Source organism: Neolewinella maritima, assembly GCF_923081025.1.
Taxonomy (GTDB): Bacteria; Bacteroidota; Bacteroidia; order Chitinophagales; family Saprospiraceae; genus Neolewinella; species Neolewinella maritima.
The window spans coordinates 369,113-390,551 of record NZ_CAKLPZ010000004.1; the positions used below are offsets into that span (position 1 = coordinate 369,113).

At 60.5% G+C, this 21,439-nt stretch carries 16 protein-coding genes; 8 read left to right on the plus strand and 8 right to left on the minus strand.

The annotated features are described in order from the left end of the window. Positions 1–5 precede the first annotated feature (5 nt). Positions 6–1,658, plus strand: coding sequence for a TonB-dependent receptor (locus MJQ68_RS15730; protein ID WP_238752102.1), 1,653 nt, complete (start codon positions 6–8; stop codon positions 1,656–1,658). 150 nt (positions 1,659–1,808) lie between these two features. On the opposite strand, the gene MJQ68_RS15735 is transcribed toward MJQ68_RS15730, so the two are convergent. From MJQ68_RS15735 to MJQ68_RS15745, 3 genes are read right to left on the minus strand one after another with little or no spacing between them, the layout of a single operon-like run. Next, a complete protein-coding gene (locus MJQ68_RS15735) occupies positions 1,809–2,387 on the minus strand; it encodes a GNAT family N-acetyltransferase (RefSeq protein ID WP_238752104.1) in 579 nt (192 codons plus the stop codon). Between the two features lie 38 nt (positions 2,388–2,425). Beyond that, positions 2,426–2,983 carry a nitroreductase family protein gene (locus MJQ68_RS15740; RefSeq protein WP_238752105.1) on the minus strand — a complete coding sequence of 186 codons (558 nt, stop codon included), beginning with the start codon at positions 2,981–2,983 and terminating at the stop codon, positions 2,426–2,428. Positions 2,984–3,007: 24 nt separating this feature from the next. Beyond that, positions 3,008–4,399 carry a NupC/NupG family nucleoside CNT transporter gene (locus MJQ68_RS15745; RefSeq protein WP_238752106.1) on the minus strand — a complete coding sequence of 464 codons (1,392 nt, stop codon included), beginning with the start codon at positions 4,397–4,399 and terminating at the stop codon, positions 3,008–3,010. 110 nt (positions 4,400–4,509) lie between these two features. Between MJQ68_RS15745 and MJQ68_RS15750 the strand changes: the two genes are divergently transcribed. Further along, complete coding sequence (locus MJQ68_RS15750; protein WP_238752108.1) at positions 4,510–5,151, plus strand: uridine kinase family protein; 642 nt, start codon at positions 4,510–4,512, stop codon at positions 5,149–5,151. Here MJQ68_RS15750 and MJQ68_RS15755 read toward each other — a convergent pair. Together MJQ68_RS15755 and MJQ68_RS15760 are read right to left on the minus strand one after the other, a co-directional pair. Next, on the minus strand, positions 5,148–5,864 hold the full coding sequence (locus MJQ68_RS15755; protein ID WP_238752109.1) for a carboxylesterase family protein: 717 nt from the start codon (positions 5,862–5,864) through the stop codon (positions 5,148–5,150). The two genes, MJQ68_RS15750 and MJQ68_RS15755, sit on opposite strands and share 4 nt — an antisense overlap. Continuing rightward, positions 5,861–6,265, minus strand: coding sequence for a VOC family protein (locus MJQ68_RS15760; RefSeq protein WP_238752110.1), 405 nt, complete (start codon positions 6,263–6,265; stop codon positions 5,861–5,863). Before MJQ68_RS15760 ends, MJQ68_RS15755 begins: the two co-directional genes overlap by 4 nt. Before the next feature lie 75 nt (positions 6,266–6,340). Here MJQ68_RS15760 and rpmI point away from each other — a divergent pair, with 75 nt between their 5' ends. The 4 genes from rpmI (at position 6,341) to MJQ68_RS15780 (ending at position 12,584) form a co-directional block, all read left to right on the plus strand. Next, a complete protein-coding gene (rpmI, locus tag MJQ68_RS15765; protein ID WP_238752111.1) occupies positions 6,341–6,535 on the plus strand; it encodes a 50S ribosomal protein L35 in 195 nt (64 codons plus the stop codon). Positions 6,536–6,609: 74 nt separating this feature from the next. Then, positions 6,610–6,957, plus strand: coding sequence for a 50S ribosomal protein L20 (rplT, locus tag MJQ68_RS15770; RefSeq protein ID WP_238752112.1), 348 nt, complete (start codon positions 6,610–6,612; stop codon positions 6,955–6,957). 87 nt (positions 6,958–7,044) lie between these two features. Further along, a complete protein-coding gene (locus MJQ68_RS15775) occupies positions 7,045–8,250 on the plus strand; it encodes a serine hydrolase domain-containing protein (RefSeq protein ID WP_238752114.1) in 1,206 nt (401 codons plus the stop codon). Positions 8,251–8,405: 155 nt separating this feature from the next. Further along, complete coding sequence (locus MJQ68_RS15780) at positions 8,406–12,584, plus strand: Kelch repeat-containing protein (RefSeq protein ID WP_238752115.1); 4,179 nt, start codon at positions 8,406–8,408, stop codon at positions 12,582–12,584. 54 nt (positions 12,585–12,638) lie between these two features. Here MJQ68_RS15780 and MJQ68_RS15785 read toward each other — a convergent pair whose 3' ends face one another. Continuing rightward, positions 12,639–15,734 (minus strand): WD40/YVTN/BNR-like repeat-containing protein, encoded by a 3,096-nt coding sequence (locus MJQ68_RS15785; protein ID WP_238752116.1) that lies wholly within the window; start codon positions 15,732–15,734, stop codon positions 12,639–12,641. A 60-nt stretch (positions 15,735–15,794) separates the two neighbouring features. Next, positions 15,795–16,751: a plasmid pRiA4b ORF-3 family protein gene (locus tag MJQ68_RS15790; protein WP_238752118.1), complete on the minus strand. Its 957-nt coding sequence runs from the start codon at positions 16,749–16,751 to the stop codon at positions 15,795–15,797. Between the two features lie 35 nt (positions 16,752–16,786). Here MJQ68_RS15790 and fdhD point away from each other — a divergent pair, with 35 nt between their 5' ends. Further along, a complete protein-coding gene (gene fdhD / locus MJQ68_RS15795) occupies positions 16,787–17,620 on the plus strand; it encodes a formate dehydrogenase accessory sulfurtransferase FdhD (protein ID WP_238752119.1) in 834 nt (277 codons plus the stop codon). Between the two features lie 56 nt (positions 17,621–17,676). Continuing rightward, positions 17,677–19,962 (plus strand): FdhF/YdeP family oxidoreductase, encoded by a 2,286-nt coding sequence (locus MJQ68_RS15800; RefSeq protein WP_238752121.1) that lies wholly within the window; start codon positions 17,677–17,679, stop codon positions 19,960–19,962. A gap of 135 nt (positions 19,963–20,097) precedes the next feature. Here the strand turns inward: MJQ68_RS15800 and MJQ68_RS15805 are convergent, their stop codons facing one another. Next, complete coding sequence (locus MJQ68_RS15805; RefSeq protein ID WP_238752122.1) at positions 20,098–21,432, minus strand: DEAD/DEAH box helicase; 1,335 nt, start codon at positions 21,430–21,432, stop codon at positions 20,098–20,100. Positions 21,433–21,439: the final 7 nt, after the last annotated feature.

Here is a 21,439-nt window from a genome sequence, read left to right on the forward strand (position 1 = left end):
TTAGTATGCGCACTCCCTCCATCCGCTTTCTACTGGCTAGCTGCCTGTGCTGTACCGTCTCGCTGTTGTCCGCCCAGGGCAACCCCAATCTGGAGGACAACAGCGTGACCGTGGTCACCAACTTCGAGGCCCGACTTACCGATGCCGAACGGGTACGCGTGAACCCCGCGCCCCCACCTACCGATACCACTAGCCGGCGACAGACCTACACCATTCTGCCCCGTCCCCTAGAAGTCGAGTATCCCGCTCCCACGATCCGTCCGCGAGCCGTACGGCGTGAGGAGCAGGAGGAGATTAAAAACGGATACGCCAAGATCGGCCTGGGTGTGCCCAATGCCCTGTATGGCGACCTGAGCTACGACCTCACCGGTCAGGACAACCTTGACCTGGGACTATTCGCCAACCACTACAGCTTCAACAACGACAAGAACCTGGCCAACCAGCGCGCCAGCGACACCAAGATCGGTGCCCGCGGCAATTACCTTTTCGAGCAGGGCTTTGCCGTGAAGGGCGGGCTGAGCTACGACACCCGTAGTCGCTACTACTACGGCTACAACTTCCCCGAATTCGAGCGCGATTCCAACCTCACCTTCGATCAGGACGAGGTGCGCCAGCGCTTCAACACTTTCGCCCTCGACGCGCAGATCTATAACGGTACCCGCACGGAGGGCGACATCGACTACCGGGCCGGCATATCGCTTTACCTGATGGATGCCGACCCCTCGGTACGGGAGACGGGCATGGACATCACCGTAGGCGGCACCAAGTGGATCAACGGCACCAACCCGCTGGACGTCACCTTCCGCGCCGACTTCACCTCCTTCAAGGATACCAGCTCGCAGAGTCTCAATGTGTTCAGTCTCAGCCCTAGCTACACCGTGCTCATCGCCGATCGTATCAAGCTGAAGGCCGGCGTACACCTGACCAGTCAGGAGGATGACTTCGATATATTCCCCAACGTCAGTGCCTCGGCCGTCATCATCGAAGGATTGCTTAGCGCCTTTGCCGGCGTCGAGGGTAATGTGGTGAAGAACACCCTGCGTTCCCTGTCTGACTACAACCCCTGGATCAATACCCGCCTGCGGGTCCGCAACTCCGAGGCCACCCGCTTCTACGGCGGCGTGGAAGGTACCTTCCGCCGCATCGCCTACCGGGCGGAGGCCGGCTACAAGTATCTGGATAACCTGGCCCTCTACACCACGCGCCGCGACGGTAGCGGCATTCCCATGTTTGACGTGATCTACGACGACGGTAGCCAGGTTTACCTCCAGGGCACTGCTACCCTACCCCTCGTGGAGAATCTCGATCTCAGCGCCACCTTCGTCCAGCGCTTCTACAGCATGGAAGACGAAGAGAAGCCCTTCCACCTGCCCTCCCTCAGCCTCAATGCCGCAGGCATCTACACCCTGGCTAATATACCCCTCCAGCTGCGCGCTGACCTGTTCCTCGAAAATGGTCTGCCCTACCAAACTGCCGAGGGCGGCACCGACAATCTCAACGCTCTGCTCGATCTCAGCCTTAGCGCCGAGTACACCATCACCGACACCTTCGGTGCTTGGGTCCGCGTCAACAACCTGCTCAATAACAAGCGGGAACGCTTCTTCCAGTACCCCACGATCGGTACTAACTTCATGGTGGGTGGTACGGCTAGTTTTTAGGTAGATCGCCTTCGGCTGGTTAGACGCTGCGCTGGTTAGATCGCTTCGCTTTTAGACGCTTCGCTGGTTAGGCCGTCTAACGAGGCGATAGGCGATCTAACGAGCGAAGCGATCTACCCGCGGTAGCGGTCTAATAAGCCGATAGGCGAACTACTCCCCATAGGTCTCTCGGGCAAAGCCAAAGCGCATCAGGTCCACGAGTGTGCCGCTGGGCAGACGGTATTCGCCGCGTAGATCTCCCTCGCGACTGAAGCCGACGCGGCGTACGAGGCGCTGACTGGCGTAGTTGTCGATCAGGGTCTTGACGATCAGCTTTTCGAGCTCGAGCTGGAGAAAGGCGAAGCGGACCACCCGGGCCAGTACTTCGGTCATTATGCCCTGGCGGATGAGGTCCTTGTCGATGAAGTAGCCCAGCTCGCCGCTCGGTACGGCCCAGTCGAGGTTGAAGACCTGGACGAAGCCGATCAGCTCCGTGGTGTCGTTGGACCACACACCCATGGCGTAGCGCTGCTGCAGGAGCCACTCCGCGATACACTCCCGGACGAATACTTCCGAGCCCTTGCGCGTCCGGCCGGCCTCGGCCATGAGGTAGGGGAAATGGTCTAGCAGGTAGTCGCGGTTGTGATCCAGCAGCTTATAGAAGGCCTTGCCGTCGTGCTCCCGGAATCGGCGGACAACGCAGCGAGGAGTGATCAGGGCGGTGTCGATAGAAAAGAGCTGGTGGCGCATGGAGGTAAGTTGCGAAATCCAACCCGAAACTTCCGGCTTTAGTTTTCGGCTACGAACTGCACCTTGTCGCGCCAGTCGCCGCGCGGCCGGATCAGGTCGGGCGCCGCGTGGTGTCCCAGGTAGAACATCCCCAGGCAGCGCTCATTGGCCGCACTACCGGGCCAGGCTCCATAGTCACCGCACACGAAACCGGGACTACTCAAGTAGCCACCCAGATCGTAGGCATCCAGACTCAGCCACAGGTTCTCTACCGCTGCTCCTACGGCTACGATCTCCTCCCACTCCGGTACGCGCTCCTGCGGATCGCGGTGCAGGAAGATGAGTAGCACGGCGCCCGACTGATCGATCTTCTTCCCGAACTTATTCGCGATGGCATCTACATCATCCTTCTGGCGACCGTATACATCCAAAAGCTCCCGCTTCAACTGCTCCTTGCCGCCCGCCCGGTAGACGCGGAAGCGCCAGGGTTCGGTCTTGCGGTGGCTGGGGGCGAAATTAGCCGCTTCGATAAGCTCTTCCAGGGTCTGCTGCGCTACGGGCGCTCCGGTAAAGAACTGGGGGAATACGGATCGGCGGGCAGTGATTGCGGGCAGCATAACTGATACTTAGCGGGTCAGGAGTTAGTAGAACATGCCGGCGATGGTGCCGGTCATCAGGCAGGCCACCGTGCCCCCCAGCAGGGAGATTAGTCCGAGCTCGGTCAGGTTCTTGCGCTGACCAGGAGCGATGGCCCCAATCCCACCCACCTGGATGCCGATACTGGCAAAATTCGCGAAGCCACACAGGGCGTAGGCTACGATCAGTACGCTCTTGGGGTTGAGCGTGATGCCGGAGGCCTGCACGGTACGGAAGGTGTCGTAGGCCACGAATTCGTTGATGACCGTCTTAAGGCCCAGTAACTGTCCGATAACGATAACATCCTCATAGGGCACGCCGATGATCCAGGCGACGGGCGCGAAGAGTAGGGCAAGTAAGTAGGTGAAACTGAAGCCCTCGAAGCGCCCCTGGGTAGAGGCCGCAATGGCTTCGTTCCAGTCGGTACCGGTCAGGCCCGCCCAGCGGGCGGCGTCGTTCAGGATGTCCGTGCCACCCACAAAGAATACGTTGAGCATGTAGATGAAGGCGGTGAAGACGAGGAGCATCGCGCCTACGTTGACGGCCAGCCGCAATCCGTCCGTAGTCCCCCGGCTGATCGCATCGAGCAGGTTATTGCTATCGTCGGCGGCCATTTCTAGCCGCTCGTCGCGCTCGGGCTTCTTGGCCTCGTGCGGATCCGCGCTGTGCGCTCCGGTGACGGCGGCCAACTCCTTACTGTCTTCAGGCAGCAGCATCTTGGCGCACACAATCGCGGCCGGAGCAGAAATGATGCTCGCCGTCAGCAGGTGACGGGCGAAGAACTGCTGGCTCTCCGGACTAGTCCCCCCCAGAAAACCGATGTACGACACGAACACACTTCCGGCAATCGTTGCCATACCTCCCACCATCACGCACAGCAGCTCCGACCGCGTCATCCGCTCCAGGTAGGGTTTGATGACCAGGGGTGCTTCAGTCTGTCCGATGAATACGTTGGCGGCCGCCGCCAGGCTCTCCGGCCCGCTCAGGCCCATGGCCTTACTCAGCAGCCAGGCCAGCCCGTAGACCACCCGCTGCAGGATGCCGAAATAGTAGAGCACCGCGGAAAGTGCGGAGAAAAATATGATGGTAGGCAGCACCTGGAAGGCAAAAATGTAGCCGAAGCTATCGAAGTCGGTCACGATACTGCCGAACAGGAACTGCGAGCCCGCCCCGGTAAATTCCAGCGTCTTGCGGAAGCCTGCCGCCACGTAATCGAAGACTACACTTACACCGTTGACCTTGAGGATCAGTATGGCGAGTACTACCTGCATCGTCACGCCGATGCCCACCAGTTTCCAGTCGATGGCACGCCGGTTGGCGCTGAATGTGTAGCAGATACCCAGCATCACGCTCATTCCCAGTGCGGTGCGGAACAAATCATACAGGAAAGTCGGCATAGCACGGATTGGGTACGCCGCAAGGTACATAGTTCACCGCACCCGCGGCCCCGCCCATCTGCGGCGCGTGTATACGGACGGTACGGGCTAAAGCTCTACCTTCGGCCCCGATGACGCACCCTTTTCTCATCGGTATCACTGGCGGTTCGGGCTCCGGCAAGACCACCTTCATCCGTCAGCTGCGGCAGGGCCTGCCCGACGACCGCGTTTGCCTGCTGAGTATGGACGACTACTACGTGCCGCGCGACCTACAGGAAAAGGACGAGCGGGGCGTCCACAACTTCGACCGCCCGGCGTCCATCCACCGCAAGGAGTTCGTGCGCGATCTGAAGCTGCTGCTGGCCGGACAGACCGTACAGCGGCAGGAGTACGTCTTCAATAACGAACTGGCCGAGGCCCGCCAGCTCACCTTTCACCCCGCTCCGGTGATCATCGTCGAGGGACTCTTCGTCTTTCACTACAAGGAGGTATGGAAGCTGCTGGACCTTAAGCTGTTCCTCCACGCGAAGGATAATCTCAAGGTCGTGCGCCGCATCAAACGCGACCGTCTCGAGCGCAATTACCCCCTCGACGACGTGCTCTACCGCTACGAGCACCACGTGCTGCCCGCCTACGAGAAGTACGTGCACCCCCACATGCAGCGGGCCGATCTGGTGGTCAATAACAATACGGACTTCAATATGGGACTGGCCGTCATTCGCGCCTTCGTAGACCAGAAGTTAGCCAGTGCGGGGTCGCCGGTGCAACGCTAGTTGGAAGGCGGTGCCTTTCGCTGCGCAAGCATCCAGTCGTACAGTTCGGGATCGTCGTAGGCCGGGTCCCAGGCGTTGTGGCCAATCCCTTCGTACACGGTGAGCTTCGGCATAGGGTCCATCTCCTTGCGGCGAAGGTTCTCGATCATATCGACCGACTCACTGGGGTGGATCAGGTCGTCGTCCGTACCATGGTGGACCCAAACGGGGAGATTTTCCGGGATCCAAATATCGTAGGAATGGGGGACAGCCCCACAGACGGGTGCCAGCGCCGCGAAGCGCTCGGGCGTATGCATAGCCAGCATCCAGGCGGCCAGCCCACCCCGACTCAGGCCGGTGAGGTAGACGCGGTTGGTATCTACCCGGTTGCCGGCGATGAAGTCGTCCAGTAGGTAGCCGAGTCCGACGTTGTCCCAGAAGCCCCGCTGAAAGCGATTTTGGGGGGTGAGTAGGATGAAGGGAAACTCGTGTCCGGCTGCAACCCGACGCGTGGGTCCGTTGATCTTGACCCGCTCCAGGTCGTCGCCGCCCTCTCCCCCACCATGTAGGAACAGGACGAGGGGGTAGTCCTGTGCGGAGGTATCGTAGCCCGCCGGGTAGTACACCAGGTAGTGCATGGAGTCGCGCCCCAGGTCGATGCCCCCGGTGTCGAACTGCGCGGTGAGGCCCGCAAACGGTAGGGCGATGAGCAAGAGTAGAAGGATACGGTTCATACTGGATGGCTTGGATGGTGCTGGATGATGTCCCAGAGGTTGCCGTACAGATCGGCGAAAACAAAGACCTTCCCGAACTCCTCCACGGAGGGCGGGCGGACGATACGTACCCCGGAGGCCAGGAAGTTACGGTAATCGCGGTTCAGGTCGTCGGTAGCCATAAAGAGGAACACCCGGCCACCGGTCTGATTACCCACTGCGGCGCGCTGCTCGTCCGTTGCAGCGCGGGCCAGCAGGATGCCGCAGTGGTCGTCTCCCCGTGGTCGGATGCGTACCCACCGCTTCGTCTCGCTCAGGGGGGTGTCTTCCAGCAGTTCGAAGTCGAGCTTCTCGGTATAGAAGGCGATGGCTTCGTCGTACTCCCTGACCAGCAGGGCAAACTGAAAGATGCGATTACTCATGGGGGGAAGGTACGGATGCTTGTATAGTCAGTCGGTGTTGCCTACCTTTGCGCTCCATTTGTAAAAAACGGTGCCATGCCTAAGATGAAGACGCACAGCAGTGCGAAGAAGCGGTTCAAGATTACCGGTAGCGGTAAGGTGAAGCGCTTTCAGGCTTACACCTCGCACATGATGCGCAACAAGTCCAACAAAGCCAAGCTGCGTCTGCGTGATGCGACCCTGGTTTCGGTAGCGGATGAGAAGCGGATCAAGCGCCTGCTCTGTAAGTAAATTTTTTAACGAGAGTACGGGCTCAAAGTACCGCCGACGAGGCGATCTCCGTGCTGCACTAAAAGCAATGTATTATGCCACGTTCAGTTAATGCGGTAGCCAGCCGCGCGCGCCGCAAGCGCATTCTCAAAGCCGCCAAGGGATACTTCGGCGCACGTTCCAAAGTCTATACCGTAGCCAAGAATGCGGTCGACAAGGGAATGGGATACTCCTACCGCGACCGCCGCAACAAGAAGCGCGTGTTCCGCCGGCTGTGGATCGCGCGTATCAACGCCGCCGCCCGTCAGAACGGCACCACCTACAGCCGCCTGATGCACGGACTTAGCACCGCAGGTGTAGGCCTCAACCGCAAGGTGCTCGCCGACCTGGCCATGCACCACCCCGCTGCCTTCACCGCCGTAGTGAATAGCGTGAGCAAGTAAGGCTCGCCCCTCCGACATACCTTTAAAAGCCCCGCCGAACGTAAAGCTCGGCGGGGCTTCCTATTTTACGGCAAAAGCCTTCCTACTATGCGCCACTACCTGATCGTATTCCTCTGCTGTGTTTTCCTCGCACCCGCGACCGCGCAACAAGCGGCTACGGCCGGACTCTCGGAAGCAGGACTGGAACGCTACACCGACTGGCTGGAGGGGGAGATCGAGGAGGGCCGCCTGCCCATGGCCGAAGCCATGATCTACCGCAACGGCAGCCTGGGCTACCATAAGGTGCTGGGCGTGAGTGATCTGGAGACCGCCAAAACGCTGGAGGAAAACCAGGTGTACCACCTCATGTCGATGACCAAGCCCATCATCTCGGTAGCCTTTATGATGCTGTACGAGGAGGGTCACTTTCGACTCACCGACCCGGTGGCGCAGTACCTGCCCGAGTTTGCCGACCTGAATGTGGCGCAGAATACAACGGAGGGCGTCGGCGTAGCCACCGATACGGCGAGCAGTCCGGTCACGATCCAGCAGGTACTCAGTCATACGGGGGGCTTTTCACACGGACTCAGCGGCAGCAAGCTCGACAATGAGATCGCGATGGCCCTGTACTATATGCCACACGCCGACATCGCCTCGCGGGTCAGTAAGCTGGCTACCCTACCCCTGGTGGGCCAACCCGGGGCGCAGTGGTACTACAGTACCTCGCCCGATATCCTGGCCCGACTGATCGAGGTGTTTTCAGGCCAGACGGTCATCGAATACCTCAGTAGCGAACTGTTCGAGCCGCTGGGGATGAAGGATACCGGCTACAATATCCCCGAATCGGAGACCGCCCGGCTGGTCACCAACCATGACCTGCAGAACGGCACGATCGTCAAGGCCGCACGACAACTCCCTTCGGCGGGCAATACGGTCTACGGGGGCTCCTTCGGACTCTACTCCACGGCCAGTGACTACCTGCGCTTCACCCGTATGCTGCTTAATGGCGGCGAGCTCGAGGGGGTACGCTACCTGAGCCCCAAGACGGTGGAACTGATGACGATGAACCACGTCGGTGACATGCGCGAGCAGGGACAGGGCTTCGGGCTAGGATTTGGTGTGGTGACCGACGTGGCTGCCTCCGGCACCCTGGGCTCGGAGGGAATGTACTACTGGAACGGCGCGTACTCGACCTTCTTCTTCATCGATCCGGAGGAAAATATGATCGCTATCCTGATGTCTCAACGCTCGCCCTACTCCAACTTTCACGAAAGTATGCTGCGGCAAATGGTGTATCAAGCCATCGAAAAGTAGGCGTATCGAATTTCGATAATTTTTAGTGAAGCGAGTAGATAAGGGGGTGTAGCTACTGCGCCAGGTCGGTTATGTGAGTTACATCGGTTATATTAGTGTCGAACAACATGTATTTGGGACAGTATTGTGCTGCCCGAGGCTATTCTATCGACACTATGATAACACACACTACCCGGCATCGCTATGCCCTGTCCACGCTGCTTTGCAGTCTCGTTTTCCTTACCCTTCTGATCAGCGATCCGCTACCTGCGCAGACCGGCTCCTGGACTGGCGTCAACACATCGGGCGCGACTCCTGAGGCACGCCACGAATCCGCTTTCGTCCAAGTGGGTGAACGATTTTACCTACTGGGTGGTCGCGGCACCCGCAGGATCCAGGTATACGACCCGGCCACTAAGCAGTGGGCAAACACGAATACTTCACTCACCAACATCCACCACTTTCAGGCACGGGCCTACCGGGGGAAGATCTACCTGCTCGGCGCACTCACCGGTGGCTACCCCGATGAGGATCCGCTGACCAACGTACTCATCTACGACCCCCAGCAGGATAAGCTGATCACGGGCGCTACCATCCCCGTCAACCGGCGGCGGGGCTCCAGTGGTATCGTACTGTATAACGACGTGTTCTACATCGTGTCCGGCAACCGGAACGGCCACAGTGCCTTTTTGGAGGACGGCAAGACACCGGCCAACGTACGCTGGACGGACAAATACGACCCGGCGACCGGACGCTGGACGGTGCTGCCCGATGCCCCCCACGCCCGCGACCACTTTATGGCCGAGGTGATCGGTGATAAGCTGTATGTGGCCGGCGGACGGCGGTCGAAAGTGGGCGCGGCCGCAGGTGCGTTTTCCGATACGGAGCAGGCGGTGGATGTCTTCGACCTGACGACCGAGCAGTGGCTAACCGGTAGCGAGCTACCCCCAGCGCTACCTACGGCCAGGGCGGGAGCGGCTACCGCCGTGATCAATGACGAGCTGTTCGTGATCGGCGGAGAGATAGCCGATAATCCGCCCAATAATCTGGCCCTGCCGCACACGGAAGTACTGAACACCAGCAACGGTACCTGGCGGCGGGCCGGCGACCTGGTCCTGCAACGCCACGCCACCCAGGCCGTAGTGTATCGGGATGCGATCTACCTGGCAGCCGGCTCTAAGACCAGGGGAGGCACTGAGATCAAACCTAGTGAGGTCTTCATGGAGCGTCTGAGCTTTCCCGGAGCCGGGGGCACGGGCTATAAAGAATGGACGGAGCTGGGAAAGGGGCCCGTAGTTCGTTCCGAGGCTACCTCCATCACGTACCAGGGCGCCTATTACATCTTCAATGGCTTCAACGGCAACATCGATATCTACGACCGGGTGGAGCGCTACAATCCGGCTACCAATACTTACACGCGTTTGGCGCCCATGCCTACGGTGAACGGCAAACTGACTGCGGTGACCCACAACGGGATCGCTGTGGTAGATGACGTGGTGTGGATCGTCGGCGGACGCGTAGGCGACCATCCCGGCAAAGTGACGAATGCCGTATGGCTCTACGATATCTCGGACAATAGCTGGCGCAAGGGACCAAGCCTACCGGTGGCCCGTGGAGGTGGCGGTCTGGGTCGACTAGGCAATACCCTGCACTACATAGGCGGCTTCGACGAAAATGCGCAGTGTGACGTGGATGACCACCTGATGTTTGATCTGGACGAGCCCGCTGCGGGTTGGCAGGACCTCACGGCTACCTCCCCCATGCCATTAGCCAGAAACCACTATGCTGCGGTGGTACTCGATGGTACGTTCTACGCGGTGGGCGGACAGAACGGCCACGACGGTTGCGGAGGGGCTGCCGATCTCAGCTACGTACACCGCTACGATCCGGTTACCGACCGTTGGTCGCGGCTAGCTGACCTACCGAGCAAGCAATCGCACGCCGAGCCGAGCACCTTTGCCTACAACGGCAAGGTGGTCTCCGTAGGGGGTGCAGAGAGTGGCGGCAGGGACGTATGGGAGTACGAGCCCGCCAGTAACAAGTGGACCGTACGGTCCGATATGCAGCTACCCGAGCCCCTGTTGGCTCCTACGGCAAGGGTCTACCAGGGTAATCTGGTCGTACTCAATGGAGGCTCACCGAACGTTCAGAATCCCCGCGCCAACAGCCGGGTGAAGAAATATGAGCCTTCTACCACTAAGGCACTCTCCTTCAACCGAACGACCATCCGGGTGGAATCCGCGAGCCCGCAGCCTGAGTCGGCCAGCGTACTGCTATCTAATCTGGACGCTGAAACCAGTGTGCCGTATGTGATCGAGACCGACGACATACCATCGTGGCTACAGATCGACCGTCCGGTCGGACTAGCCCGGGAGTCCTTCGCTGAGATTAATCTGACCCTGGACCCGGAGGGGCTTGCCGCAGGCACGTATACGCATACGTTACGGGCCAGCTCGGCGGGCTATACCTCGTCTGCGGTATCCGTCAGCCTGGTCGTCACTACCTCCGGCGGTCCGGAGTCGGACGCTACGGCGTACTGGCTGGAGGCGGAATGCGGTGTGGTAGGAAGCAATTGGAACGTTTCAACGAACGACGGTGCCTCCGAGTCCGCTTACGTAGAAGCAATACCAGGAAATAACTCCATGAGTGCCCCACCGGCCGATGTACCGGCTAACCGGGTATCCTACCGCTTGACGCTATCTCGTACTGCTACCTACCGGCTCTTTGCCCGGGTGGCGGCACCTTCCGGCGCGGATGACTCCTTCTGGATACGTATCAATGGCGGGGAGTGGCTGAAGTGGTGGCAGGGCCTGAGTACGTCCGGCGGATTTGCCTGGCGCGAAGTGGTCGACAGTCCGTTCCGTCTGCCCGCGGGCGAGGCAACTATCGAGTTCGCCCTTCGGGAGGACGGCACGCTGCTCGATAAACTTTTCCTCACCAGCACCGATCGACAGCCCAGCGGACTGGGTGACGCTGCGTCAAACTGTGCAGCCTCGCTACCACCGCCCGCGCCGAAGCCGGAGCCAGAGCCCGAACCCGAACCCGAACCCGAACCCAATATGGCTGTGCGGATCAATGCGGGCGGTCCGACGGTCTCCTACGGAGGAGAGACCTTCGCCGCGGACGGCTCGTTTACGGGCGGCAAAACGTATACTAACTCATCCGCTACCGTACCCCCCCTCTACCGAACCGAACGCAGCGCGAACAGCCCGTTCCAGTACAGTTACCAAATTGACGTACCGGATGGTGATTACACCGTGCGGCTGCACTTTGCGGAGATTTACTTCGGCGCCACCAATGGCGGTGCGGGTGGACCCGGCAGCCGCATATTCGATGTACGCCTGGAGGGTAAGTTGATTCTCGATAATTACGACATCTATGCGGAGGTAGGCCCTGAATCCATCGTAGTCAAGGAGTACCCGGTGACCATTACGGACGGTGCCGTCAATCTCTTCTTCGATGCCTCCGCGGCCGTGGGGGGCACCGACCAGCCTAAGGTATCGGCCCTGGAGGTGATCAGCCGGGCCGGTGGTGATTCCAGCCCAACCGTGGCTGAGTTATCGGCTGAGGCGGAGTGTGCCGAAGGTGGTAGTAGCTGGCGCAAGGGTAGTGATTCCGGAGCATCCGGAACTACGTACATGGTATTCCCCGGCAGCAGCAACCTGCCTGCTCCTACTCAGAATGTAGCGAGCGAGCAACTCAGCTTCACGGTCGACCTTACCGAGAGTGGTACCTACAGTATGTTTCTCCGCCTGCGCACGCCGAGCCCCGGCGCCGTCGGTAAGAACTCCTTCTGGGTCAAGGTGGACAACGGAAGCTGGATCAAGTTCTGGCAGGAGGTCGGTGGAGCACAACTCCTGACCGAAACCTTTGCCTGGCGGGAGGTCAATGACGACGGGCGGTCGACCCGCTTTTCGCTGTCTCCCGGTCGCCACACCATCCGCGTAGCCGCGCGGGAGACCGGTGCGCAGCTGGACAAGCTATACCTCAGCCGGCAAGCCAGCAGTCCGACTGGACTAGGTACACCGGCCATCAATTGCCAGTCCGCTTCCGTCCGTTCTACCACGGCGCAGACTACCATTCCACAAGCGGACCAGTTTGCAAACGGAGTGCGCCAACTACGGGCCTATCCTAATCCCGTTACCGACCGGCTGACCTTCGACATAGGCGGATCACCGGCGGCGTTCGAGGCGCAAGTCCTGGACCTCTACGGACGGGTGGTCAATCGGCAGGCTTACGCCTCCGGTACAGTAGGATACCTGGACGTAGCTGATCTACCACCCGCCACGTACTACCTGCGGGTGATCGGAGAGGCGACGGAGGCGCCCCTACTGCTTCCCTTCGTGAAGCGGTAGCTGGCAGGGAGGAGGCCCGGAGTTGCACCCGGGCCTTCCTACCCCGCCAGAACCCTACTTTCTCGACGCCTTACTACTCGATGGCGCGGCGATCACGTCCACGCCACGGTCCAGGATCATACGGTTATACTCCGGTACCCGTTCGGCTACGATGCGGCGGTACTTGTCCAGCTCGGCGTCGATGGCCTGGGTGAGCTCCTCCTTCACCGCGTAGGCGGCGGCGGTGGGCCGGTAGGTACCGATACCGGTCAGACTATTCAGGTGGGCTAGCTTATTGGTGAGGCGGATCGGGTAGTTAAGGGGGTCCTGTCCGCTGCGATTCTTGGTCTGGTAGAGTGTCTCTTCGATAGCGGTCAGGCTGTCGATGACCTGCCTGCCGTAGCTAGTCAGTTCTTCATCGTCCGTACGCTCCTGGAAGTCCTTGATCTGATCACGCACCTTGCGCAGGTCCAGGATGACCTGGTGGGCCTCACTGGTCTTATCCTGGATCTCCTTCATAAATTCGAACTGCGCCGTACGGTCCTCCTCCGAGGCCTGCACCCGGGGGTCGGCCTTGATGGTGAAGGGCTGGGTCTGCTCTCGCTCTCCAACTTTGAAGGCTACCGTGTACGCTCCCGGCAGGGCCATGGGGCCGCCCGCTCCGGCCCACCAGAGGATCATGCCCGGCACCTTCACACCGTCGGGGTACGATAGATCCCAGTTTACGGTCTGACCTCCGGCCTTCAGCTCGAGCCTGTCTTCCTTCTCGTCTGTGGTGGAGGTCCAGCTACGGATGGTATCGCTGCCCTGCAGAATGGTCAACTGCATGGGCAGGGTATCCTTGGCGGTATCCTCACTGAGGTACAAGTGGAAGTTGACGCCCCCGGGGTGGTTCTGTCCTTCGGTCCGGCTGGTCCGGCTGCTACCGCCCATCCGCCAGGCATCGGCGGGCTTGAAGAGGTGGAAGTCTGCCTGCTCCGCTACGGTACCCAACTGTTGCAGCAGCGTGAGGTCATCCATGACCCAAAAGCTGCGACCCTGGGTAGCCACGATGAGATCGTCGTCTTTGATGGCCAGATCGGTAACCGGCACGATGGGCATATTCTGCCGGAACATCCGCCAGGACACCCCGTCGTCCATACTCATATACAGACCGCTTTCGGTACCGGCGAAGAGTACCTCGGGATTGCCGGGATACTGCCGTACGACGCGGGTGAAGTGATTGCGGTCGATGCCCCCGTCGATGCGTCGCCAGGTTTGACCATAATCGGTGGTATGGTACAGGTAGGGCGTGTAGTCGCCGAGCTTATAGGCGGTACCAGCGGCGTATACACCGCCATTTCCACGCTGGTCGATATCCAGGCTGTTCCACATGATGTATTTCGGTGCATCGGTGGGGGTGACATCGGTCCAGTTCTCGCCGCCGTCGCGGGTCACGTGTAGCAGGCCGTCGTCGCTACCGGTCCAGAGTAGGCCGGGCTCTTTGTTACTCTCGGTGGCGGTAAAGATAGTGGCGTAATATTCTACGCCGGTATTATCCTGGGTGATGGGTCCGCCGCTACTCTTCAGCTTATCGGCTTCGTTGCGGGTGAGGTCGGGACTGATGATCTCCCAGCTTTCCCCCTCATCGGTGCTGCGGTGCACGTGCTGGGAGGTGGTGTAGAGTACTTCCGGATCGTTGGGACTGAAGAAGATCGGGAAGTTCCACTGGAAGCGGTACTTCATCCCCTCGGCGCCGTAGCCCATGGGGTTGTCGGGCCAAACATTGATGGCACGAACCTGATTGTTGCTGTGATCGTAGCGGGTAAGGAAGCCACCGTAGCTACCGCCGTAGACGATATCCGGGTTGTTGGGGTCGGGAGCGATGTGGGCCGACTCTCCACCGGCGGTTTCTTCCCAGTCTGAAGTACCAATGGTGCGGCCGTCCGTACGGTGGGCGATGCGTACGGTAGAATTATCCTGCTGGGCACCATAGATGCGGTAGGGGAAGCTATTGTCCGTGACTACCCGGTAGAACTGAGCGGTGGGCTGATTTTCGTAGGTGCTCCAGTTTTCGCCCTGGTCGAAGGTGACTTGTGCGCCGCCGTCGTCGGCGATGATCATCCGCTCGTTGTTTTCCGGAGCGATCCACAGATCGTGGTGATCGCCGTGGGGGGCGTTGCTGGCCTCGAAGGTGCGGCCGCCGTCCGTACTGTGGTGGTACTGCACGTTCATCACGTACACGCCATCGATGTCCTGCGGATCGGCGTAGATCCGGGAATAGTACCAGGCGCGCTGCCGCAGGGCGCGGTCGTCGCTGCGGGCGCTCCAGGTCTCGCCGGCATCATCGCTGACGTAGACTCCGCCTTCCTTCTCATTTTCGATGATGGCGTATACGCGGTTGGCGTCGACGGGACTTACCGCCACGCCGTTTGCGCCCCAGATACCCTTAGGCAAGCCCTTGTTTTCGGTGATCTCCGTCCAGTTGTCGCCGCCGTCGGTCGTTTTCCAGAGTCCACTGCCCTCGCCGCCACTTTCGAGGCTGTAGGGGGTACGGCGGATGCGCCAAGTGCTGGCGAATAGTACGCGGGGGTTGGAGGGATCCATACTCAGGTCCACCGCACCGGCGGCCGCGCCCGCAAAGAGGATGCGCTCCCAGGTGTCGCCGCCGTCGGTGCTGCGGTAGACGCCGCGTTCTTCGGTGTCCTTGAAGAGGTCACCCATGACGGCCGCGTAGACCAGATTAGGATTGCGGGGGTGAACGCGGATGCGCGAGATGTGACGGCTGTCGGGCAGACCGATCTGCTGCCAGGTCTTGCCGCCGTCGATGGTCTTCCACATGCCGTAGCCGTAGCTGACGTTGCCGCGCACGGTCTGCTCGCCGCCGCCTACGTAGATCACGTTGGGGTCTGACTCCGCTACGGTCACCGCGCCAATGCTGCCGCCGAAGTAGCCGTCGGAAATGTTGGTGTAGGTCTGGCCGCCGTCCTTGGTTTGCCAGACGCCGCCACCGGCCCCGCCGAAGTAGTATAAGTTGGGCTTATTGGGTACGCCGGTCACCGCCGCTGAGCGGCCACCGCGGTAGGGGCCGATACTGCGAAACTGCAGGGAGGAATACAGGGCGGAGTCGATCTCCTGGGCGGTCAGGGCCAGACCGCACAGCAGTAGTACGAGGGTAGTAAAAAAGCGCATTCAGTAGTCGTTGGTCGGGGATGAAGATAAGCACTTCGACCGACCGTAGACCAGTGGGGGCTACACCACCGCCTGAAAACCCACCTGCCCGTGGCGGCCGAGCCGTAGATTGGCCTGCTCGATATTGAAGGCAGCGGGATTAAAGTCCTGGGTAAGCCAGCCGGCCATCTCGCGGTATTCATCGTTGGTGGGGTCCTGCATCTTGGCGATCATCTCTTCGTACTCGCGTAGGCTGCCGACGTCCTCCGGCGGGCAGGCGCGCTGGCCGGCGGTGCAGACGGGGTAGTGCCGGCGGCCTTCAGCTTCCCCTATATCCTCCAGCAGAAGGTGGTGGTACCAGGTGGCTCCGCGGTCGAATTCATAGCCACAGTCGTCGCCGATGGTAGGCAGTAGATCCTTTAGTAGTGGCTCCCCACTGGTGGGTAGATCGCGCTCCTGCGGGGGCAGGAACTGGTACTGCTCCGTACCCCGCCAGCCCATCGCGGCCTGAATGATGTAATGCAGCTCGGTCTGCGGCACGGTACTGGGGATGAGGATGCGACGCCAAATCTCCGGGTCGCTGCCATCCAGACTTACCCGTACGGTGTAGATGTGTCCGCGGGGGTCATCGGGCGCTACGATGTCCGCTACCGCTTCATCGTCCTCCTCCAGCGGCGGGGCGGGCTCCTGGGGTGCCACTTCGACCGGTGGACTCATGGCTACTACCGGGTGTCCGCTATCCTCATTGTCGTTTGCACTTAGCAATGCGGAAAAGGCGGCGGCGTAGTACGCATCCAGTACATCAGCCGGATCATCCATGCCCTGCTCTTCCCGATCTACGATCACATCCCACAGGGCCAGCAACAGCTCGTCTACGGCCGGGCGGTCAGAGACGGGTGGCTCGTCCTGGTGCAGTTCGAAGTGCCTGTGGTAGGCCGCATACGCCGCTTCCACATCCCCCACGGTGAGTTCGGGGTGCTGTTCACGGGCCTGCGCGGCGGCGTTGGCAAGAGCTTGTTGTAAATTGTCGGTTGACATAGGCACTAAATTGGGGCAAAGATACTCACCCACACATGCAGCAGTCCCATCCCGGTAGTAAAACAACGCAAGTCACTAAATTTAGTGTTTCCACGTCTACCGAAGTGACCGATGTAGTAGCCGAGGAAGTGCCGCTGGAACTGCAGGTACTCCACCAGGGTCGCACCCACCCGGTATCCATCACCATGCGTACACCTGGGCGGGATGTGGACCTCGCCATCGGCTTCCTGTTCACTGAGGGTCTCCTTCCAGCCGGACACACCGTGGCGGGCGGCCGCGCGCGGGTGCGGGGGAATACCGTAAAGGTGCCGTGGCCACCCGCCGTGCCCCTCGAACTCAAACGGATCGAGCGCCACTCCTACACCTCGAGCAGCTGCGGCGTATGCGGTAAGACCTCCCTGGAGATGGTCTTCCAGGCGATCCCCTTTGCGGAGGCTCCGACCGTGTGGACGATCACCCCCTCACTGCTCCCTACCCTACCCCCCTTACTCAAGAAAGCCCAACAGCTCTTCGCTACCACCGGCGGCATCCACGCTGCCGGCTTGTTTGATCCGTCCGGTAGCCTACTCCACTACGCTGAAGACGTAGGCCGCCACAATGCCCTGGACAAACTCATCGGCCACTACTACCGGCACGACCTACTCCCCCTGGACCGACACATCCTCCTGCTAAGCGGAAGAGCCAGCTTCGAGTTGATCCAGAAAGCCGCCATGGCGGGTATTGCCTGCGTAGCTAGCGTAGGTGCCCCCTCCAGCCTAGCCGTAGAGCTGGCCGAAGACCAGGGCATCACGCTCTGTGGCTTCCTACGTGCCTCAGGCTTTAACTGCTACAGCCACCCACACCGTATTACCGACCACAATCCGCAGTAATCCGTGCCCCAAATCCGTGTAATCCGTGTTTAGTCCCTACAACTCACAGCTACGCCATGCCCGCCGAACTAACCCCACCCCGCCTCACCGATCTGGAGATCAAAGCGCCCAGTAGCCGCGCCGCCGGTCTGCCCGCCCTACGCTACTCCTTGAAGCACGTCACCGAACACATGCACGTAGGCGAAGGGCTGGAAACCCTCGCCAAGCTGAACCAGAAGGGTGGATTCGACTGCCCCGGTTGTGCCTGGCCCGATCCCGACGGCGCGCGTACCCCCATGGCCGAGTACTGCGAGAACGGTGTAAAGGCGATAGCGGAAGAAGCCACCAAGCGCCGCATCGGCCCCGCTTTCTTCGCCGAGCATAGTGTAGAAGCACTCGGTGACTGGACCGACTACGAACTGGGCAAAAGCGGGCGCATCACCATGCCCATGCACCTGCGCCCCGGCGCCCAGCACTATACACCGATCAGTTGGGAGAAGGCTTTTGATCTAATGAGTCGGCACTTGAAGGATATGGAGCCCGACGAGGCCGTGTTCTATACCTCCGGCCGCACCAGCAACGAGGCCGCCTTTCTGTACCAGCTCTTCGTGCGGCAGTACGGGACCAACAACCTGCCCGACTGCTCCAATATGTGCCACGAAAGCACGAGCCTGGCCCTGGCCGAAGTGCTGGGACTAGGCAAGGGCAGCGTGACGCTGGAAGACATCCACGAAGCCGATCTCATCATCTGTTTGGGCCAAAACCCGGGGACCAACCACCCGCGGATGCTCACCGCCCTGGAGAAGATGAAGGAGAACGGCGGTCATATGATCAGCGTAAATCCGCTGCCGGAGGTAGGGCTGATGGACTTTGTGAATCCCCAGCGGCCCCTCAAAATGGTCACGGGAGGGACCGAACTCAGCGACCTGTTCCTGCAGGTAAAGATCAACGAGGATCAGTCGTTACTGCGCGCTTGGCTTAAGATCCTGTACGACAAGGAGCAGCAGGCGCCGGGTACGGTGTTCGATCGGTCGTTCATCGACAGCTATACCTCTGGCTACCCCGCTATGGCGGCCCAACTGGCGGCTACTGATCTGGCGGATTGCATCAATAATACCGGACTGAGCGCCGAGGCCGTCTACGAGTCTGCCGGAATGATCCACGGCGCATCCCGCATCATCGTGTGCTACGCGATGGGACTGACGCAGCACGAGAACAGCGTGGATACGATCAAGGAACTGGTCAACCTATTGCTAGTCAAGGGCAGCATCGGCAAGCCCGGCGCCGGTATCTGCCCCGTGCGCGGCCACAGCAACGTGCAGGGCGACCGCACCATGGGCGTCTGGGATAAGCTCAAACCCGAACTGGCCGACGCCCTGCGCACTCACTACCACTTCGACCCACCCACCGAGGATGGCTACGACGTAGTCAAAGCGATCCACGCTATGGCCGACGGTAAGGTGAAGTTCTTCATGGGCATGGGCGGCAACTTCATCAGCGCCACCCCGGACACCGAACTGACCGCCGAGGGCCTGCGCAACTGCGACCTGACCGTCCACGTGTCCACCAAGCTCAACCGCTCCCACCTGGTGCACGGCACGGAAGCCCTGATCCTGCCCTGCTTCGGCCGCACGGAGAAGGACCTGCAGCAGACCGGCGAGCAGTTCGTCAGCTGTGAGAACAGCATGGGCGTCGTCCAGCTCAGTAAGGGCGTACTGGAAGTGGAGGATATGGACCTGATGAGCGAGTGCGCCATCGTCTGCGAACTGGCCCGCGCCACCCTGCCCGATAGCCGGGTGCCCTGGCAGTCCTACCGGCAGGACTACGACCTGATCCGCGACGCCATTGCCGCCTGCATCCCCGGCTTCGACGACTACAACGAGCGGGTGCGGCAGCCGGGCGGCTTCTACCTGCCCAACGGCCCCCGGGAGCGCCGCTTTGATACCTCGGACGGCAAGGCGCAATTCTCCACCACGGCGCTGTCGCCCCACGTCCTGGCAACCGGAGAGTTTTTGATGACCACGGTACGCAGCCACGATCAGTACAACACTACGATCTACGGCCTACACGATCGCTACCGCGGCGTACACAAGGAGCGGCGCGTCGTCTTCATCCACCCCGACGACCTGGCCGATCTGGGCGCGCACGCCGGTGCGGTGGTCGACCTGAAGAGCGAATATGCCGGACAGGAACGCTGGGCGCGCACCTTTCAGCTGGTCCCCTACTCAATCCCGCGGGGTTGTATCGCTACCTATTTTCCGGAGGCTAACGTGCTGGTGCCCAGTCAGGTGACGGCGCGGGGTAGCAACTGCCCAATCAGTAAGTCGGTACGGGTGACTATACACCTGAGTATGCTGGATTAGGTCGAGGCGTTTTTAAATGACCACAAATCTTGGGATTTAGATAGGTCGAGTGGCCTCTGGTCCGAGCGCGTAAGGCTATCGCACGTAGGAAGCTCGGACCGGAGGCCACTCGACCTTTACTTTTGGAGTACCAGCCTACTTTTTTCCGGTGCGATTCTTCTTGCGCTTGCGTCCCCCCTTGAGGCGGTTGCGGTACGCCTGTAGTTCCTGCCGGGTCATGGGGCGCTTACTGTTCTTCTCACTCTTCTCGTGAAAGGCACCCTCGGGGGAAACCTGGATCTTCACCTCTACGATGGGCTGTAGGGACTGTGGCAGCTCCTCCTGGATCAGTTCGGTGGATACGGCTACCTCTTCTGGTAGCGGCAGTACGGGCACTCGCTGATCCATCAGAGCCTCAATGCTGGTGAGGTACTCCTCTTCGGCTTCGGTGGTGAAGGTGATGGCGACACCCGTCTGGTCCGCCCGGCCGGTCCGACCGATGCGGTGCATGTAGTTTTCGGGCAGCTCGGGGGTATCAAAATTAATGACGTGGGAGACCTCGCTGAGGTCCAGTCCCCGGCTCACGAGATCGGTAGCTAGCAGTACGCGGTGCTCGCCCGACTGGAAGCGCTCCAGGCTACGGAAGCGGTAGTTCTGGCTCTTGTTGCCGTGGATGACGCCGAGCTGGTCGGGGAAGTCTTCCTCCAGTTGCTCGGCCAGTAGGTCGGCAAAGCGCTTACCGGGGGCGAAGACCAGCACGCGGTGGAAGGTCTCGCTATCCTGTAGCAAGTAGCGCAGCAGATTGACCTTCGTATTGAAGTTGGGTACGCGATAGTTGCGCTGCTCGATATTCTCCAGTGGGGTACCGGTGGGGGCAGCCTCAACGGTCTGGGGGAAGTTGAAGGTATCGCTGATGATAGCTTCCACCTCCTGCGTCATGGTGGCCGAGAAGAGGAGGTTCTGCCGCCGGTCGGGTAGCAGGTCAAATATCTTGGTGAGTTGGGGCAGGAAGCCTAGCTCCAACAGCTCGTCTACCTCATCGATCACCAGTTGCTTCAGCCCCTTAAATTTGAGGCTACCGATCACGATCAGGTCGTAAAGCCGGCCCGGGGTACCCACTACGAAATCACAGCCCTGCTCGACGGCTGCGGCGTGCACCTTGAGGTTTACACCGCCATAGACGCCCACGGCGACCACATTCATGTAGGTAGAGAGCTTCTCGATCTCCTCCACGACCTGCACCACGAGCTCGCGGGTGGGTACGACGATGAGCACCTGAGGGTAGGGATCCTTGCGGAACTTCCACAACCGGAGCAGGGGCAGGAGGAAGGCCAGGGTCTTACCCGTGCCCGTCTGCGCGATACCCACCACGTCGCGGCCGGACATGATGACCGGAAAGGCGCGCTCCTGAATGGGGGTAGGCTGTTCCAGGCCCAGGTCGTCCAGGGCGTTCAGCAGGGGGTTAGATAGGTTTAGGTCGGCAAAGGTCATGGGCTAG

Bases quoted from the DNA above. Each gene is read 5' to 3' on its own strand.
- MJQ68_RS15730 (WP_238752102.1), top strand. From the start codon at position 6: ATGCGCACTCCCTCCATCCGCTTTCTACTGGCTAGCTGCCTGTGCTGT.
- MJQ68_RS15735 (WP_238752104.1), bottom strand. From the start codon at position 2,387: ATGCGCCACCAGCTCTTTTCTATCGACACCGCCCTGATCACTCCTCGC.
- MJQ68_RS15740 (WP_238752105.1), bottom strand. From the start codon at position 2,983: ATGCTGCCCGCAATCACTGCCCGCCGATCCGTATTCCCCCAGTTCTTT.
- MJQ68_RS15745 (WP_238752106.1), bottom strand. From the start codon at position 4,399: ATGCCGACTTTCCTGTATGATTTGTTCCGCACCGCACTGGGAATGAGC.
- MJQ68_RS15750 (WP_238752108.1), top strand. From the start codon at position 4,510: ATGACGCACCCTTTTCTCATCGGTATCACTGGCGGTTCGGGCTCCGGC.
- MJQ68_RS15755 (WP_238752109.1), bottom strand. From the start codon at position 5,864: ATGAACCGTATCCTTCTACTCTTGCTCATCGCCCTACCGTTTGCGGGC.
- MJQ68_RS15760 (WP_238752110.1), bottom strand. From the start codon at position 6,265: ATGAGTAATCGCATCTTTCAGTTTGCCCTGCTGGTCAGGGAGTACGAC.
- rpmI (WP_238752111.1), top strand. From the start codon at position 6,341: ATGCCTAAGATGAAGACGCACAGCAGTGCGAAGAAGCGGTTCAAGATT.
- rplT (WP_238752112.1), top strand. From the start codon at position 6,610: ATGCCACGTTCAGTTAATGCGGTAGCCAGCCGCGCGCGCCGCAAGCGC.
- MJQ68_RS15775 (WP_238752114.1), top strand. From the start codon at position 7,045: ATGCGCCACTACCTGATCGTATTCCTCTGCTGTGTTTTCCTCGCACCC.
- MJQ68_RS15780 (WP_238752115.1), top strand. From the start codon at position 8,406: ATGATAACACACACTACCCGGCATCGCTATGCCCTGTCCACGCTGCTT.
- MJQ68_RS15785 (WP_238752116.1), bottom strand. From the start codon at position 15,734: ATGCGCTTTTTTACTACCCTCGTACTACTGCTGTGCGGTCTGGCCCTG.
- MJQ68_RS15790 (WP_238752118.1), bottom strand. From the start codon at position 16,751: ATGTCAACCGACAATTTACAACAAGCTCTTGCCAACGCCGCCGCGCAG.
- fdhD (WP_238752119.1), top strand. From the start codon at position 16,787: ATGCAGCAGTCCCATCCCGGTAGTAAAACAACGCAAGTCACTAAATTT.
- MJQ68_RS15800 (WP_238752121.1), top strand. From the start codon at position 17,677: ATGCCCGCCGAACTAACCCCACCCCGCCTCACCGATCTGGAGATCAAA.
- MJQ68_RS15805 (WP_238752122.1), bottom strand. From the start codon at position 21,432: ATGACCTTTGCCGACCTAAACCTATCTAACCCCCTGCTGAACGCCCTG.